The organism is Selenomonas sp. AE3005 (genome assembly GCF_000686945.1).
Lineage (GTDB): Bacteria > Bacillota > Negativicutes > Selenomonadales > Selenomonadaceae > Selenomonas_A.
In genome coordinates this window covers 20214-37792 of record NZ_JMME01000005.1, presented here as the reverse complement: position 1 = coordinate 37792, position 17579 = coordinate 20214, and the positions used below count along the sequence as shown (strand labels likewise).

Sequence of the window (17579 nt, the reverse complement as noted above, 5' to 3'; positions counted from 1 at the left end):
ACGGGGAGGAAAGCCCTCCCCTCTGTTTGATTACTGTGCGCTATAGACTTGGAGATTATTCTGGTACTTGCCACTAACTCGTTCCAGCTCCTGTTTTGCCCAGCGGATATCATCCTCGTCGGCCTCTGAAGACTCCATGAATTTATGTAATTCATCGGCATAAGCTGCTACGTTGTGGTCATCAGCATCGCTATATGCCGTCCCCGGAATGCCATCCTCGCCTATGGACTGATAAGCAAGTTCGCCCAGGTGATTCAGTTTGTTACGCCAGCCTATGGCACTTTTACCACCTGTTGCACCCTTAATATTCGCACCCCGAATATGGTATTCACCGTTGATATGGGCCACATCCAGTTTTGTTTGGTTATCTTCATGATTCATCTTCTCTTTGCTCTGTCTATCTTTTTCCTTATCCTTCGATACCAGAATATCCTTCGGACTCAGGCTCTTGCTGATAGTGCCAAGAACCTGATAAGGACTGCCGTCATCGAACTTGCCGCCGTTAGCGGGTACACCGATAAGCTGAATATTGCCGCCGGAATCAATGTTTACAGTCTTAATGTTGTCACTGCTCAGAATCTCTTTGGCAATGGCCAGGTCATAGGCAGGCTTATTGAAACGCTTCGCCATGCTGTTGTAGTTGGCAAGTTCCGTCAGGAACGCTATTTTGTTCGCAGGTCTGCTCATATCTGCGCGCCCTGTCACGTTGCCTTTGTTATCACGGGCCAGGAGCTTATCATTGGTTCTTCTTAACTGCTGGTCAAGTAGACTGTCCTGATACGTGTCAAGGTTGTCCTCAATGGTAGAATCAATCATCTTAAGGGCTTTTTCCGCAGCGGCCTCACCGTACTTGCTTACCATCTGTCTAAGCACTTCTGCGCGTTTCTTCTTCATCGCGTGTTTGTATTCATCGTAAGAAGGAGCCGCCTTTGCTATCTTGCCGTTTGCGCCGTACTGTTCCTTAATTGGATTTTTATACTGGAATTCCGATGCAGCCGGTGTTCCCTGCTGTTCACGGTCATGGGCCGCCTGAATTTCGTTGGCTACCTGTGCTTCTTTGCGGACTTCAGCATCATGTTTCTCATCACCCGTCAGCTTATCACCAATATAACGGCTTCCTACGTACCATTCAGGATGTTCCATCATGCCTTTACGGTACTTGTAGTTTTCGATGGACTTATTGACGTAGTCTTCCTGCGACTGGGGGGTAATGCCGGTCAGGGGATTATTCCGCTGTGCAAATTCACGCTGCATATCGCCTACGCTCATGTTCTGGTAGTTCGGACGCTGGTTATGTTCCTGATATTTCTGGATATAAGCCTTCTTCAGTGTTTCATCGTCAGGATTGTTACCCACATAGTAGTTGCCGATGAACTGTTCCGGGTGCAGCGCCTTCTGTGCCGCGAAATCTGCGTTAAATGGCTTCTGTACGGGCGAAGTTTCTTCAGCGGCAGATTCTGTCGTCGGAGCCGCTGACTGCTCTCCAGCTTGCGGCGTGCTCGTGCCCATTGGGAAGTAGTTGCCATTCTGATTATCTGCCAGATTAAAAGCGTTCTTAGGCTGATAACCAAAAGCCTGTGTCGGCTGTGTAAAGTTATACTGCGTCTTAGCATCCTGCGAACCGTTTGTATAGTTAATGTGCTGCAGGCCGTTGGGTACTACTTTATCAAAAGCAGCCTGTGCTCCGTAATGAAGCTGTTTCGGCCCGTTAACATGAAGGAAGTCTATGTCAGGCATTATTCCCTGCCGCCGAAGATTCTCCATGGCGTCCGCCTTGGCGTAGGCGCCCTGTTCCGTTACGATAGGAGCAGGCTTTTCATACTGTGGCTGTCGTGCCGCTTCTGCGTCTTTTTCAAACTGTTCGGCCATCTTGGCAGCACCATCAACGGCTCTTTTGTTTATATACGTAGACAGGATATCAGCTAAAGCGTTAAAGGCCCCATATCCTGCTTGTCCTGTATATGGCATCCGTTAGTCTCCTTTCAGTTAAAAGAATCTCTGCTGGCCATAAGGAAGGCCGAAATTACCCAGGAAATTATAGCCCTGTACTGTAGGGGCCAACTGGATTCCTGCCTGATAGCTTCCCGGCGCGCCATTATTCGGCGTTAAGTTCTGTCCCTGTACTACGGGAGCAGCGGAGGCTGCGGGGGCAGGAGCCTCTGATGCGGCAGCAGGAGTAGGAGCCTTGCCGCCACCCATGAGCTGTCCGAAACCTTTAAAGAGGTCTGGCGCTATCTTGCTGAAATCAAACTTCTTTCCCTGCGGTACGGTAACAGTAAGTTCTTTAGGCGCTGTCCCTGCGGAATACCCCTCCCCTTTGGTTTCCATTGAGGCTGTCGGGTCCAAACCTGCCAAGGCGTCACCAGCTACTTTCTTACTGCCGCCGCCGAACATACCCAGAGCCCTGCCGCCTAAGTAGCCAGCACCTAAAATACCTAAAGCCTTAAGCCAGTCATTTCCATCCATCAAATAATCATCCTTTCCGGCGGAGAGGAACAGTAGTCCCCGCCGCCATCACTATAAACATCATTACTTCTTTTATTTGGCTATATTCCTGCTTATTCACCAAAACCTTCGGCAGCTACGTCATTGGCGAAGAATACGTTAACGCCGTCTACGGCAAAGTCATAAACATAGGCAATCTTATCGGTAAGTTCAAGGGCCGCGATTTCACTCGGTCTGCCATGGAAGACCAGGGCCTCTCCCGGATAATCAATATAGGAGAAGTGGCGGCCGTCATAGTAGCGCTGAGACTCTGTCGTATGCCAGACTGTGCCGTTCTTAAAGCAGGCGTTAACTATACGCTGCTTATGCGGCGGATTTACGTAGGTTACCTTCTTGGTTACGATATCGCCCTGCTCGTTAAGGGAAAGGACTTCATCGCCTGCCTTAATATCCTCGATATTCTTGTAACCTGTAGGCGTCGTAACTTTCGTACCAGCCGTAAAGCAGGCAACAAAGGCTGAACCAAGCGTCCCCACTGCGCCCCACATGCCGGAATTATCGCTGGACTGGGAAGTAGTCGTAGTAGCACCTGCGGCCCCCATGCGCCCGGAATACATCGTATTAAACTGATTCTGGGAAGGCAGGTAAAGATTCTGGGCAAAATCAAGCATACGGCCCGGTGCGTAGAACTGGTTAGCCTGTGCCGTACCCGCACCCTGGAAGTGTTTATCGGCCGCGCCCGTTGTCGCGGTAAATACATTCTGTGCCTGCTGCTGTGCGCCGTTAAAGTAAGTACCCTGGGCCGCGATACCAGTATCGAAATTATGCTGGTTGGCCGTGTTGATACCGTTATAGTAGTTATCCGTAGCCTTCTGCCGTGCGGAGTAGATATTGTTGTTATCTGTATTTGCGGCCTTGTAGACGTTATCATACAGGCTCTGGTTCGTCTTGTAGATATTATCCGCAGCCGTGGAGTTGACTTTGTAGATGTTGTCCGCGTTATTTGTCGTGCTGGCATATATGTCCTTAAGCGCGGCGAGGTCACGGGCGTCCTTTGCCTTGTTATAGTCATTAAAGGCGTTATATGCCTGCGTATTTGCCTTCTCCTGCGCGTTATAACGCTGGGTTTCCGCATTTACGCGAGCCTGATTGTTGGCATCGTCCATCTTGCTTCTCGCACCATATAAAGCAGAGGCGGTATCAAGGGCGCTCTTCTGTGCGCTGTCTGCCGCAGCCTTATCGTTGTTATAGTACGCGGTGTTATCTGCGCGCCGGTCATTATGGAGCTGGTTATCCAGTCCCAGCTGGGCCTTGTAAACATCGCCCTCTAAATTGGTGCTGTGATTGTAGACGTCGCTATTCAAAGAAGACTGGGCCGCGAAACGGTCAGCTTCGGCCTTGGCGCGATTATCCCAGTACTTATCGGCAGTTTCAATCATGGCGTTGTTGTAGGCATCGTTTCTTGCCTGCTGATGCGCGTAGGAATTGTCGATATAGTCTTTCTGCTGGGCATAACGGGCCGCCTCATCTGCCTGTCTCTGCTTATTTAAGGTGTCGGTGATACCCTGTGCGTCAGCAAAGCCCTGCTGTGCCTGCTGGTTGCGGTTGTTGTAGAGATTCTGGTTAAAGGTCGTGGCCGCGTTGAAGTTGTTCGTATCTGCCTGCTGCCGTGCCGCGTAGTTGTTGGCCTCCTGCGCTGTGGCAGTCTGATGTGTCTTATCGTAGGTATCATTTAAGCCCGCATTGTAGGCCTTATCTGCATCCGTACGCTCGTTATATACGTTCTGGTTGTAGTTTAAGACGTCCTGATGACGCTTAGCCTCGTTAGACACCTGCTGATTATAGTAATCAGATACCTGTTTAAGAGCATCATTGTAGCTGGTGTTTGAAAGCACATTTCTTGCGTCATAGGCGGCCTTTGCGCGGTTTTCCTCATCCGTACGGTCAGCGTTATACAGGTTCCAGAGGGAGGTATAACGGTCTTTATCCTGTGCCTGCTGGTCACGCAGGATTCCTGCCTGCTGTGCCATGTCGTTTGAAAAGCTCTTGGCCAGTGTATCGGAAACAGACTGGTTAACGGAATCAAGGCCAGTATTCGCGGTGGAGGAGTTGATGATGCCGCGTCTTGCCATATTGGATAACCAGGAGCCCTGTGTAGCATCAAGGTCGTCCTTTAATGCCTGCCGTCTGTTCTTTGCCCAGTCACCTGCCAGTCTGCCGTTGGAAAGCTCTTCCCATTTATCTGCGTTGCCATACTGGGCGTTGGTATAGCGGCTTTCAATATCATCCAGCTTGGAGCGGTAACGGCTGCCTATATCATCCAGCTTACTGGTATAATCATTCGTACTGCCTTCCAGTTCGCTGCGGTGGCGGTCATTAAGCTGCTGGGAGCGGTTATTCCAGTTAGACAGATAAGAGTCATTGTTGGCCGTATTCTTCGCGTTCTCTGCACTGTCGGCATCAGAACGTACGGAGATATTATCCTGCTGGCGGTTATAGAGTTCCTTGGCCGCCTCCAGCTTATCGTTCTTATAGTTATAAAGCTCTTCATCCTGACGCCCCTGATGCTGGTTAAGGTGTTCTTCCTGTTCCTGACGGTAGCGGTCAATATTGGAGCCCTGATTGTTTATATAGTCACGCTCGGACTTAGCCAGTTTATCGTTCTTATCCTGCAGGTTCTGGCCGGATTCCTGTCCGTAGCGGATTTCATTATGCAGACGGTTCGTTGTGGAATTGAAGTTATTATCACTACTCTGCAGTTCCCAGGTGCGGTTATTTGAATCGTTGGCACGGTCACGCTTATCAATAAGGTCTTCGCGCTCATTACGGTAATCAAGGTCATTATCTGCCCGCTTATTCTGGTTGCGCTGAATGTTTGTACCCTGCTGACGCTCGTAGCGGTTGTTGATATTGCTCTGGTTGCTGCTATGGGAGTAGATATCGTTCTGACTCTGGTCGTTATAATGCTGGTTTTCGAGCTCCTGACGGTCTTTATAGTGCCTGTTGGCAGATTCAAGGTCGTACTGGTGCTGTTTATCGGCGCCGTCACGACGGTCCGTATAGTCAGATAAAGTACCACGCTGGGCGTCTGCGTAGGCATTGCGCGCCTTGGTCAGTTCATCGTAGTTACGGTCTGTATTATTCTGCTGGGAATAAGCATAGGTGGCCGCGTTTCCTTCTTCCCTTTTATCTGCGTCGGCCCTTGCACCGTTTAAGCCTGATTCATAGGAAGCCCGTGCATTATTCAGCGCGTTTTCGTATTTTGAGGCCTCGGCATTGGTTCTGCCTGTATAATCAGCGGTGTTACGGGAAGAGTCATTTTCGTAGCGGCTTCTGGCCCCTTCCTGTGCTGCGGCATAGTCGGAAGTGTTGCGGTCTGACTCTGCCTTCTGATTAGCGTAGTTCTTATTGGCTTCGGATAAGTATTCGCTGCGTTCCTTTTCTACGGCGCGGGCGTAACTGGCAAGGTTCTTATCGCCCGATTTTTTAAAGTCTGCCAGGGCCTTATCAATGTCGCCGTTATACTTCTTATACAGGTCATCCCAGTCATAGCCTTTGACGTTCTTTAAGTAATCAAGGGCCTCCTGCTGAAGTTTCGTGGCACCGGCAAGTCCTGATTCCGAGTATTTCTGGAGTTTGTCCTGCAGTGCTTTTTCTTCTTTGGTCTGCGCAGGAATATCACGCTTCTGCACCGTGGTGGATTCACCGCCACCTTTGCAGTGGCAGTGGCCAAGGCCCGTAAAGACGGGACGCAGGTAAGCATCATATTCGTTTAACTGTTTAAAGACGCTGATATCAATCAATCCTTTCTATGATGAACCAGTAGAACTTCCCGTTGGGGAGATACCGGCTCAAAGATAAATCTAAGTGGGCGTTGTGGCCTATCCTATGTACGAGGCGCAGGTATGCTTTGGGATTGCGCAGGGTATACGTTATAAGGAAACGGGCGCCCTTTTCTTTGGCTATTCTTAAGGCAGCATCCGACATCCAGCGTATGTTGTTGTCACAGCAGGAATCGGACAGATAAAGAGTTTCGGGATTAAGCATCTTATAGCTTATAAACCCCTGCCCTTCTTCGTAGTAGACTTCACAGCCCTCGTCAAAATCAAGAGGCTCTGCTTTCTCTTCGTAGAATTTCTTAAAATAATCAAAGTCTTTAATGGGCGCTTTCCCCTTCCTTTGTTCTTCAGTACCTGCCCGCTTCTGCTTCTTCCACGGTAACGGACGGACGTCTTTCATCTATCCAGCTGTCAATGGTATCGGCCAGTATACAGGGGTGATATCTCTTAAATCCTTTGCCTACCAGTGTCATCTTCTTGTAGTAGTAATCACGGTCAAACTTCGCACTGGCATCGGAAAGGAAGTGGTCATCACCAAAGCCTGCGGCATAAAGGCGGTTGGCGTAGTTAACGAATTCCCTGTCTCCCAGTTGTTTCCAGCCATAAGGAAGATGACTGTTCGGATAATGGGTATCATGTTTATTCTCGCCATTTCTTACTGCCAGGGATACGCTGCAGCCGAAGAATGTTTCGGCATCCTCAGTGGTTTTAAATTTAACACGCACATAAACCCTGCCATTGTATATGCTTGATAGAAGAGGTATCATGAACCAGCTGCCGTTTTTGTCTTTATAGTGAAGTGCGGCCTCGGCCTCAACGATAAAGCTGTATTTAAGTGCCGGCGTTTTAATTGCCCGCGTATCGTGATATGTCGTCTGCTCGTCGTAGTTATGCACTGCGTCGTAGTGAAAATAAAGACGGTTGCCGGGTTTAGGGTATACCGCATGGGCGCCGGGGAGATATAAGACGCCGCCACCCAGCTTTGAACTGCGGACCGTCAGAGTGCCTGCCTTACTCATTCGTCATACTCCGAAATATAGATGTTGCAGTTGGTATCGTGATAACGGTCAATCTCGTCAGCGTAAGGAATACGGCATACCGGGATATCGCTGCAGCGTATCTTGCCGGATACCAGAAGGTCGCCTTTGATTTCCGTATCCTTGGCCACATTAAGGCTGCTTACCTGTGTTGTGTCCGTAACCTTAAGGGAGGCTGTTTCAAGGGAGGCAGCAGAGGCATCATTCATCATGGTTGTTCCATGCAGGTTGGAGGAAGACTCAACCTCGAATGTCTTAGCTTTAAGGTCTGCCGCGTTTAAGGTTCCCCTGATGGTTGCGCCCTTATCTGCTGTAAGTTCTTCCTTGGTTACTTCGAGTCTTTCCACCGCCGCGAATCCTGCATTAAGCCCGCTCGCGTTAACGGTGAGCCCAGTAATGGTATCGGCCCGTGCCGTTTTGGACACAATGTCTGTCGTATCCACCTTTTTTGTATTAACTGACTCCTCTGCCGTAACCGAGGACTTAGCGAAGATGCTTTCACCTTCGATTGCCTTGGCTGTGAGTTTCCTGGCAACATCGGCCGTATCTGCGTTAATCATACGGGATTTAAGGGTATAAAGAATCTCGGGGTTCGTCTTTAAGAGCTCAGACAGTTCGGCTGCACGGGGACGCGACACAATGGAATACGGTTTAATGGTAACTGTGCCCGCGCCGTTAGTCATGGCCTGCGCAAAGAAGATACGTCGCGTATTCTGCCATACCTGGCCATCGAAAAGCTTCATCTGCTGCGCCTTCATATCGTACCAGCACTGGCCTGCTTTCGGTGCAGCAGGTTCAACGTAGCTGTAGGTATCTTCAAAGGTCGTGAAGTTAAAGGACACAATGCGCGTGGATACGTTATATTCAGCGTACAGGTAAACTGTTTCCGTATAGGGAAGATTCTGCCATGCCTTCGGATTTGTTTCGTTGATTACGGTGATAAAATCACGCGGCGTCTTACCGGCAAAGCCGCTGGCAAAGGACAGGATAATGGGCGTTTCTGCATGGATGCCGACCGTATTTTTCTCGTCGGTTATAAAGCAGTCAAGAAGGCCCGTAGGAGTTACTTCCGCGTTGATGATGGAGTTACGGTTAACGGATGAACCGCCGCCGCCGCCACCACCTGATTCTTCTATATTGCCGCCACCGGTCATAGCGTCAAGCAGGGAAAGGATACGGCGGATTTCTGCGTCGTCGTTCTTAAAGCCCTGCAGGACTGTAGTACCGCTGGACGTAAATGTGTTAGGGTACTGTCTTGTATAAGCAGTTGTTGACAAAAATTACACCTCCAGGTATTCATAGGAAAGGTTTCTAAGACTTACCGCGCCTTTTTCAACAGTTAAGACAAGCTGCACTTCCTTATTGGAGCCGCCGCCGACTTTATAATCCCTTGTCTTGCTTTCACGATAGATAGGCTCTGTATGGAGAACGATATCATCAGACCACAGGGAGTAAATAGTCGGGTCACTGGTGCCGCATTTTATCTGTCTTGTTTTCTTTCCGCATTTAAGGCTCATATAGCCTGGCAGACGGTTATCGGTAACGAGAAGACGGTTCATAACCAGAATAGAGTGCTTGGAGGCCAGGCGGTCAGGACCGATAATGGATGCACGTATCTGTGTGCCGCAGTCGGTATCAAGGGTGGAATCCAGTATAGCTACGGTCTTGCCACAGGCGATATATACAGTGCCCGCTACATCGATAACGTCATGAATGGGATAAAAGAAGGAGCGCGTCGTAAATGCTCCCCTGCCGTCCTGCAGACGGGGCAGGTAGTGATACAGATAAATGGAAGTACCATCGCCGGGGCTTATCCAGAGCTGCTGCCGGCTGGGAATATGCCAGATTCTTGCGTTGGGCGTTACCTGCTGTGATAATACGGAGTTTACGGCGAGGCCTTCATCAAATGGCGCGATATCACCGTAAGCCGTAGTCGGTCTGAATGACTTAAAGCCGTCCTGCCCGATATAGTATGATTTATCGTCAATGGAGCAGGTCGCATGCTGTGATGAGCAGTAGGCCGTCATGGATACGGGTTCTACGGCGAAATCATCCTGGTCAGGAGAAGAAATGACTTTATAGGCGCGTCCGTTCTGCTGATAGACAAGCATTACCTTGGATAAGAAGTCAACAGCCACGATATTGGACGGGTCTTTATAACCTACGCCTATATACTGCGGCTGACTCTTATCCTGCAGGTGTTCAGGGTCAATGCCCCAGACAAGGCAGTCACCAATGGCGGAATACTTGACTTCGGGTGAGCCATGGTGGTACGCAATTACGCGGCCGTTGCTTACGCAGATAGAAGTAGCAACGGGGCCGCCTTCAATCTCGAAGAGCTTGCCCTTATTTGACACATACTGGAGAATACCGCCTGATGCTACGAGAAGCGTGGCGCCGAACGTTGCGTATGTCGGCTTATCCTTGCCGGAAAGAGTACCTATCTTATCACCAGAGGAATTAAGATTATCTGCCCTAAACAGATTCAGGTCACTGGTCGTATAGTAGAAGACGTTGTTTACGCGGTCAAAGTAGAGCGACGTAATATCCTCGGGCGCGTGAAAGAGTGGTTTAAGGCCCGGAACAGTGGATAATGCGCCGTCTTCCGGTTCAAACTCCCAGTTATGGAGTTCTACGGCCTCACCATCCGCGATAGAGTCGGAAGAACGCGAAAGGTTGATACCATAGCAGAATCCTGCGGTATCTCTTACGGGAAATTCACTCATTTCTGTTCACCGCCCTGTGCCTGTTTAATGGCCGCCATCAGCTGCTGTACGAAGGTAGAATCTTCCTGACAGTACTGCACGGGGATATAGGTCTTTTTCTTAATCAAATAAGAGGCGATGAGCACTAGGCAGCCTGCATACATCTCCTTAAATGGAATTTCGTCTTCTAAGGAGGAAACATGCGGCATATGCGTAGAATAACGGATAGTCACTTTACGGTCACTGCTGATGATACGAAACTTCTTACCATCAATACGCAGGGGATAGCCATTAAGAGGTACAAGGCGCTGGAAGTTATCGGGCACATCGTCCTTGTCCTTTACCGTTGCTACGGATATAAGCGAAGGGTCATCGGAAAGGAAGAAGGATAATAGGTCAATGGCGTGGTTGATGTAAGGAATATTGTCCTCGTCCGTGTCTAAAAGCTCATCTGCTTCCAGGTTGACCAGATTTACAAGTTCTTGGGTTGTCATCTTATATCACCTCACAGTTTCCAGGGAAGACTTTCAGATAATGATAAAGAAGAATATTCACGGCCCGCCACAATGTTATAGATATCGGTTGTTATCTGCTGGATAATGTCCGCATCCTGCGTAGTAGCACCAAGCGCCATAACTGCGCTGTATTTTACCAGCAGATTGCTGAAATAGGCCGGGAGGTCTAAATCATCGTCGAGGGTATCCGTCGTTACCTCTTCATCAAAAAAGGGCTTATATTCGATGGTTATATCGGTGGGCGCGAAGATGGTGCTGCCAGTAATACGATAACCATCTTTAACAGGTTCTTCCCTTGGTACGGGGCTAAGCGCACGGCCAGTATTATCATAGACTGCGACGATACGCAGGAAGTCATCGGGCAGCTCTCCGTGCTTGTTCTTTATCTGAATATCTGCGGTACGGTTGAGTACGGTGGAAGATGACGCCGCCAGCGTGTTATACACCATCGACAGGGTGGCGTTAAGGGCATCAATAAGCTGGTAGTCCGAGAACTTACTGCCCTGATTATCGTTAATCGCGGGCGTCATGCGTACTTTATTGATTATCTGTCTTGCTTCCATCGTTATACCCTCCCGCTGCAGGCTTTAAAAAGATGCGGATATTCACGAATCATTCTGTCCCTTGCGTTGGTATCGCCCTGAAGATACTTCTTGGCGTTCTTATCACCCTGACTGGCCAAGAGCTTCACCGTATTCATATCAATATGGGCTACACGGCGTACAAGGCCAAGGCCCGGCATCATCATGAAACCGTCATCCTTACGCTGTTCCTGATTAAGCGCGAGAATAGCGTCGTTATTGAAGATGGTCGTTACACGGTCTTCTGTACCGTTCGTGCTCAGGATTTTACGTGAAGTATCGCCGGCCTCAGTTAATTCATAGTGTTTAAACTGGGTAGGATTTCTGCTACTCAAAGAGTCTATTCACCTCTGTTTATAATCATTTAAAAAGGACAGGGCGCTTTTGCCCTGCCCTCACTTTCTATATTACCGTTGATTATTCGCCTTTACCCAGGTCGATGATAGCGTTGCCTTTCTCGGCACGAGCTTCCAGCGTCATTTCACCGATGATGTAGCCTGCCTTGGAATCGCCCATCTTCGGCAGTTCCTGCTTCTTGAAGTTGCGCAGCCATGCAATCTTGAAGAGAGACGGGTCAAGCACGAACAGCTTATCATCCGGCATGAAGCGGGAAGCAACGATTTCTACGCGGCCAAAATCGGAATCATAAACGTCAACAGCTTCCGTCAGCGTCTTGTCCTTTGCTGCTACGGTCTTGGTGTTGGAAGTAGTCATCTTGGACAGGAGGCGCTTATTCTTACCGGAGCAGTATACCTTGCCCGGTTCACCGCCAGCAGCCCAAGCCATCTGCAGGGCGTCGGCAATAGCGTCACCATCGAGAGCCTTCGGTTTAACGATATTCGTCTTAACAAAAGCCTGAACGCCACCCATTTCAGGGATATCGCCCTTTGCGCCGTTGACTTTGGCCTCTGCGTTGTTAACGAGAGCGTACTCAAGGTCTTTAGCCAGAGCTTTCATGGCTTTGTACTGCTGATATGCGTACTCGTTGCTGACACCAGCCGTATCAACAGCCTGCTGGGTTTCGGTTACCTTGAAGGAGCGCTGCATAATCTGCGTGTAGTTATACAGACGCTTACGGGCGCCGACCTCTTCGGCCGTCACGTCTTCGCCTTCAGCATGCGCGTTCTTGCGTGCATCTGCCAGGTCATCTTCAACCCATTCATGTTTAGTGGATTTTGCCTTGGTCTTGCCAAAAGCGGATACAAGCGGGGTTTCAGTCGGGGAGATGTTAGTAATTACGTCGCTGAGGTCTTCGCGGTTAGTAACTTCGTTAAAGCTATAAGTTGCCATCTAAAAAATCAATTCCTTTCGGTTCTAAAAATTCTACATTAATTGAATACGCCCAGTCTCTTCAGATAAGCAAACTGGTCGTCGCCGTGCTTGGAACGCAAGGTACGCTTATCCATACGGACTTTAGGCGCCGCATTTCCTGCGCCCGGACCTTCCGTAGCCGGCGGTTCTGCTGGTTTCACAGCCTGCGCGGTTTTGTTGCTGGCAGACTGATTGATGATGCAGGAACGTACATGGTTATAGAGGCCTTCAATCGCCTGAATATCTTCCATAGAGGCCTGACCGGCAAAGAATCTGTCTTTCGCACCAGATAAGAATTTGGCTGCTTCAGTAGTCTGCGGGTTACAGTACATCTGCCCAATCGCGGTGTCGAGGTTACTCATAACGCTGTCACACATCGGGTCCTGACGGGCCTGGTCAATAAGGCTCGATGCGTAGCTGTTACGATGCTCAACAGCCTGCTTTTGGGCATTTTGTGTAAGAATAGCCTGCTGAAGTGCGTATTGGTGCATGCTGTCGAACTGGTTAAAGTCTTCAGGGGCGATATTAAGCTGTTTGGCGGCCATCTTTACAGCGGATTCATAGCCCATCTGCACGGCCTCTGCCGTGTTTGTCGGTTTACTTGTTGGCTGTTCCGTCTGTTGTGCCTGTGCCTGCGCGATTAAAGCGTCATATTTACGGCGCTCTGCTGCAAGTTCCTGCGTTTTTCTTGTATAGTCGGCTTGTCGTTGGTATCCTGCGATGAGCTCATTTTTGCTCATCTTAACTGTCTTGCCGTCAATCGTCACGTCCAGAGTCTCTTCTTGCTGCGATGATTCTGCAGAGTGCTCGTTGGCTTGTTCTACGGAAGCATCACCCTGAAGCGGCTCAGCTACTTTATTCGATTCAACGTTTTTCGTGGTGGGCTCATCACCCAGAACGCCAGCGGCTTTAAGTGCCTCAAACTGGTCATTCTCATCCATGGAGCCGAGGCTCTTCGCATCAAAGGACGTCTCCTCTGTGCTACTTGAGCTGTTCTCCTGGGACTCCGGTGCAGCGGAAACTGACTCCGAAGAATTCATATCTGGGTTAACGGCAGACTGTTCAAAGACTTGGTCTTCCATCAATTAATCATTCCCTTCATTATTGGTAGACTTAGTAAGCTCGGCAATTTTCAACATAAGCTGACGATTTTCTTCAGAAAGTGCTTCTAAGGCTTTATTCGTGAGTGATAATTCATTCGCCAGGGTCGCGATTAAGGAGGCTGGTGTGCGCTCAATCAGGTCACTGGCGGTAAATCCTTTAAACAGACTCATCGCTATCAATCTCCAACAATTTTCGGCGCGCTTCCTCACCCATCTGCAGGTCGTTATTCAGGTCATGCTCCATTTTTGCTGCTACGGCAAGGAGAAGCTGGTTATAGTGAAGAGTCTGCTCATCTATATGGACTTTTGAGAGCTTGGTTATAGCATCAGTCTGCAGGCTAGTCAAATAAGGAATAAGATAAGCTTTGGCCGCCGCCGCATCCTGACTCTTTCTTAAGCGTTCCTGATAATACTTCTTTGTTTTACCGTCCATCTTACATCATCATTCCTTCCGGTTCCGTGGGGGCGTTGGAGGCGCGTAAATACTGGGCTACGGCCGCATCAGACGCAACGGAAGACTCACGATTTGCCTCTGATTTAGCATGTTCATGGGTAGCTACGCGCAGGGCATCGGTGCGTTCTTTATTTGCGAACATGTCCGGCGTAACCTGATATCCCAGACGCTGCAGGGCCTGAGCCTGTACTTCTTCCGGCACTTCATCATATTTCGGTACGATAACAGGCGGCTGGTTCTGTTGCGCCTGTTGTGCCTGCTGAGCCTGATACTGCTGGCTCTGCTGCGGGTTCATCACGAACTCATCGGCGTTCTTGAAGTCAAGGGATTCGCAGGTCTTCTTAAACACGTTATAGAACTGTTCGGGGCCTGCCATGCCTATCTGGGCTAACTTTTCAACCAAAGGCTCAATCATCTGAATAGCCTGCAGCTTATCCTGTTTTGAAGACGTACCCATGGCGGCGTTGACCGTTAAATCATAGCTGCCATCTAGGTCACTGGGGTCTACCTGCAGGGGCTCGTTATTGAGTCTGATTACGATAGCCTGATTGAGGAACAGCTGATTCAGTTTAACCAGGAAACGGAATAAGTCCTTTACCGCAGTTTCAGCAAAACAACGACAGATAAGTTCAAGGCGCTGATTGGCTGCCTGCTGTATAAGGTTTATACCCGTTGCAGTCTTATTCAAGCTGTTGCTGTCCGTGCCCTGATTGTAACGGGTCAGGCCGCTTTTGTTTTCCTTATCTGAATCAAGATACTGCAGCATCGAAAATGCCCAGTTCGCAATCTGTGGCGAAGGAAGCTGCTGAATAGCCTGATTGATATTGCCACCGGAATTAAGCTGTATTACGCCGCTGCCGTTCAGGAGCTCGTTTACGTCATAAATGGCCGATTTATCTACCGCAATACGACAGTCATTGGCTTTGGACAGGGCAATAATCATCTGCTTAAGAATAGCTGTTTTAGCATGCTGGTTAGGCGCGATAATGTCCACAAAACCGCTGTCAGGCCAGATTTTATGAGGCTCACAGACGGGCGTAATCAGGAAGAACGGCTGACGCTCGTAGCTGTTTTCTTCAATGCGCAGGATAGTATCTGCCGCCATTGTTACGATAACATCCTGCAGAATTGCGTTCTTATCATCAGTCAGATTCAGCTTTACGTAGCATTCATATAAAACAACTTTACGGCGGCCAGTATCTTCACTGGAACCGGAGTTATCATCAATATGGTCGTTGTTGTAGTTGTCCAGCTGTGTAAAGTTAGGATTGCCCGCTTTTTCTGCTGCTTCTTCTACAGCGGCTTTATCATAAAGACCCGCCTCTGCCTGACGACGCAGATAATCAATAGAAACAACCTTACGATGGGCGATGAAGTCGGCATCCTCCAGGCAGGTAGCACTAGGGTCAAAGCGGAATTCAGAGGCCATCAGATTCATAAAGCGGGGCCGATTCTTATCAATCTCTTTAATTGTATAGGTGACATTGGCCACACCGGTCATAGAATCAAGCTGAATATCATCAATGGAGCCACCGCCCTGTTCTACCTGCTGCTGGAATACGGGGACAGCCTCGGCCATCATCTGTTCTGTACCCTGCGTTGATTTATACGTACGCTGCCAGTCGACTTTTAGAATCCCCAGATTTGTGATGAGCGAATCGAGGAACCACTTCTGGAACTTCTGATAACACCCGGACTGTTCAAGCTCAAAATTGATAAGCGCCTGCATCATCTGTGCGCGGTGTTCATCTTCCGGCATACCATCCCTGCCCTGAATCGTGATAACGTCTTGGCTGCTAAAAAAAGTCTTCATAATAGCGGGCATGGCGGAGGAAATTGTATCCTTTACATCCGTAGTGCTAAGGCTACACATGGCGCTAAGTCTTGGGAACATCTTCTTATAGAAGGAAGGGTCGCTTTTATAGATGGCGTAGCGCTCCATCACCTTGGGTTCAATCTTTTCTTCGTAATAAGCATCAGCCAGCGCGATGTCGACTTTCAGCTTGTTGGTTATAGCTTCTCTTTTCTCTGCTGAGATTTCAAGCAAATAAAAACACTCCTTTATTTATATGGTTATAGGCCGCCATAGGTTGGCCATTGTACGTGACGTACGGGCGCGATTGGCTCTGGTTTAAACATTTCATACATTAATGCGTAGCGCAGGGCATCCAGTAAGTCATCCTGACGCTTCACTGGTTCAGGCAGGGATACGCCATTCTTGTCCTCTTTCCAGTGATAGGTTGAGAGCTCCGCGATTAGGTCTGTACAGCGTTCATCGACTACAAGGCGGCACTTCTGAATCCATTGAATACCGTTAAGCACTGAATCAGGCCCTTTCTTGCATGGAATGATATTCAAGCCGCGACGCCTCAAATCCGCTATGTTATCTGGTCTGGCGCAGTCCGCGATGATAATGCCGCCACCGAAGAAATTTTCACATTCTACGGCTAAGAGGTCATTCGTCATATTGAATCGGTACTCTGCTTTAGTCACATAAATGGTATTCTCTGCAGGCTCATAATGGCACTGTACGAGGGCCGCCGGATGCTCCTTGTTTACACCAAACCCAAAGTCCAAGCCGTTTGAATAAGACTCAAAACTACGGTCAGAGAGGTCAGCTTTCGACCAGTTATTGTAAATGACATGGCCGAGCACGCCGAAGTTGCCCAAGCTGTAAACGTTGTACCAATAGGGGTCGCTTTCATGCTCCAGGTCGTAAATGGTCTCTGGGGTCAGATAAGGGTTATCCTTGTATGTTGTTTTTAATATGGATAAGTGCTCATCATGATATTCGGTATCCGCTTCAGTCCAACCGATTGGCGCGAAATACTCAAGGAATATCCAATGTTGTTGGAAAATCGGGTTAAATGACATCGTTAAGCGCTTGGTGGCCTTGGAACGGCCGCGCAATCGTTTCTTTAACTGCTTAATGTCCTCATAGTCGCAATCGGTGGCTTCTTCTACCCAAATGTCGGTTATGATACCCTTCTGGGGCGTAACACCTTTGATTTTCTCAACGTCATCTAAGCCTGAAAATATAATCTGGTAGCCGTTGTGACAGGTTATCGTCATGTCGCTTTTGTTGATATCGAAGAGCTTACCCACCTTAAATGTATTGATGGCTTTGGTGATTTCGTTAAAAACTGACTTCTTAACTGCTGTCTGGGCTTTACGAACGATAAGGTAGTTACGGCCGCCTTTTAAGATGTCCATGACACAGCGCTGGGCAAGAAAATAGGACTTACCGGACGAACTGCCGCCAAAATATATCTGAACAAAAGTGTCATCTTCCAAATAAGGGCGATAAACGGGCGCGATTATGTTGATATCGACTTTTACGTTAATCTTAGGCATTATGAGTTCCATTGGCCTGAGATGCAGGCAACTGTTTTACGGCGTCTTGGATATAACTGCACAATGTTTCAGTGGATGCGCCGCTTTTTATAAGCGAGGCTACTGTCTGCCCCACTTTGTCGGCTGGCTCGGCGTGTTGCTCTGGGAAAAAACATTGAACTTTAAGGTCGGCATTACTTAACGCATCTTCAATCGTACACCGTATATTATGATAATCTGTAGAATCAAACATAAA

The 17579-nt window shown here is 48.8% G+C and carries 17 protein-coding genes; all 17 read right to left on the bottom strand.

All coding sequences use genetic code 11. The features are described 5' to 3' along the window. Positions 1-30: 30 nt before the first annotated feature. The 17 genes from DL94_RS0104365 to DL94_RS0104285 all read right to left on the bottom strand — a co-directional run bounded on the left by DL94_RS0104365 (position 31) and on the right by DL94_RS0104285 (position 17576). Positions 31-1968, bottom strand: coding sequence for a hypothetical protein (locus DL94_RS0104365; RefSeq protein WP_028129097.1), 1938 nt, complete (start codon positions 1966-1968; stop codon positions 31-33). Between the two features lie 18 nt (positions 1969-1986). Then, entirely contained in the window at positions 1987-2466 is a 480-nt protein-coding gene (locus DL94_RS0104360; protein ID WP_028129096.1) for a hypothetical protein, read from the bottom strand. A 92-nt stretch (positions 2467-2558) separates the two neighbouring features. Continuing rightward, positions 2559-6248 carry a hypothetical protein gene (locus DL94_RS0104355; protein ID WP_028129095.1) on the bottom strand — a complete coding sequence of 1230 codons (3690 nt, stop codon included), beginning with the start codon at positions 6246-6248 and terminating at the stop codon, positions 2559-2561. Next, positions 6241-6684 carry a hypothetical protein gene (locus tag DL94_RS0104350; protein ID WP_028129094.1) on the bottom strand — a complete coding sequence of 148 codons (444 nt, stop codon included), beginning with the start codon at positions 6682-6684 and terminating at the stop codon, positions 6241-6243. Before DL94_RS0104350 ends, DL94_RS0104355 begins: the two co-directional genes overlap by 8 nt. Further along, on the bottom strand, positions 6632-7303 hold the full coding sequence (locus DL94_RS0104345; RefSeq protein ID WP_028129093.1) for a hypothetical protein: 672 nt from the start codon (positions 7301-7303) through the stop codon (positions 6632-6634). Before DL94_RS0104345 ends, DL94_RS0104350 begins: the two co-directional genes overlap by 53 nt. Then, complete coding sequence (locus DL94_RS0104340) at positions 7300-8598, bottom strand: hypothetical protein (protein WP_028129092.1); 1299 nt, start codon at positions 8596-8598, stop codon at positions 7300-7302. The genes DL94_RS0104345 and DL94_RS0104340 overlap by 4 nt, the downstream gene beginning before the upstream one ends. A gap of 3 nt (positions 8599-8601) precedes the next feature. Then, positions 8602-10047, bottom strand: coding sequence for a hypothetical protein (locus DL94_RS0104335; protein WP_028129091.1), 1446 nt, complete (start codon positions 10045-10047; stop codon positions 8602-8604). Next, complete coding sequence (locus DL94_RS0104330; RefSeq protein ID WP_028129090.1) at positions 10044-10520, bottom strand: hypothetical protein; 477 nt, start codon at positions 10518-10520, stop codon at positions 10044-10046. Before DL94_RS0104330 ends, DL94_RS0104335 begins: the two co-directional genes overlap by 4 nt. An 11-nt stretch (positions 10521-10531) precedes the next feature. Next, entirely contained in the window at positions 10532-11104 is a 573-nt protein-coding gene (locus DL94_RS0104325; protein ID WP_028129089.1) for a phage adaptor protein, read from the bottom strand. 2 nt (positions 11105-11106) lie between these two features. Continuing rightward, complete coding sequence (locus DL94_RS0104320) at positions 11107-11457, bottom strand: hypothetical protein (protein WP_028129088.1); 351 nt, start codon at positions 11455-11457, stop codon at positions 11107-11109. Between the two features lie 82 nt (positions 11458-11539). Continuing rightward, complete coding sequence (locus DL94_RS0104315) at positions 11540-12412, bottom strand: DUF5309 domain-containing protein (protein WP_028129087.1); 873 nt, start codon at positions 12410-12412, stop codon at positions 11540-11542. A 38-nt stretch (positions 12413-12450) separates the two neighbouring features. Next, a complete protein-coding gene (locus DL94_RS0104310; protein ID WP_028129086.1) occupies positions 12451-13518 on the bottom strand; it encodes a hypothetical protein in 1068 nt (355 codons plus the stop codon). Then, a complete protein-coding gene (locus DL94_RS0104305; RefSeq protein WP_028129085.1) occupies positions 13519-13707 on the bottom strand; it encodes a hypothetical protein in 189 nt (62 codons plus the stop codon). Then, positions 13694-13969 carry a hypothetical protein gene (locus DL94_RS0104300; protein ID WP_028129084.1) on the bottom strand — a complete coding sequence of 92 codons (276 nt, stop codon included), beginning with the start codon at positions 13967-13969 and terminating at the stop codon, positions 13694-13696. The genes DL94_RS0104305 and DL94_RS0104300 overlap by 14 nt, the downstream gene beginning before the upstream one ends. 1 nt (position 13970) lies before the next feature. Beyond that, entirely contained in the window at positions 13971-16037 is a 2067-nt protein-coding gene (locus DL94_RS14230) for a portal protein (protein ID WP_051586306.1), read from the bottom strand. A 26-nt stretch (positions 16038-16063) separates the two neighbouring features. After that, positions 16064-17344, bottom strand: a complete 1281-nt coding sequence (locus DL94_RS15185) for a PBSX family phage terminase large subunit (protein ID WP_051586305.1) — start codon at positions 17342-17344, stop codon at positions 16064-16066. Next, positions 17337-17576: a hypothetical protein gene (locus DL94_RS0104285; protein WP_028129083.1), complete on the bottom strand. Its 240-nt coding sequence runs from the start codon at positions 17574-17576 to the stop codon at positions 17337-17339. Before DL94_RS0104285 ends, DL94_RS15185 begins: the two co-directional genes overlap by 8 nt. Between the last annotated feature and the right edge of the window lie 3 nt (positions 17577-17579).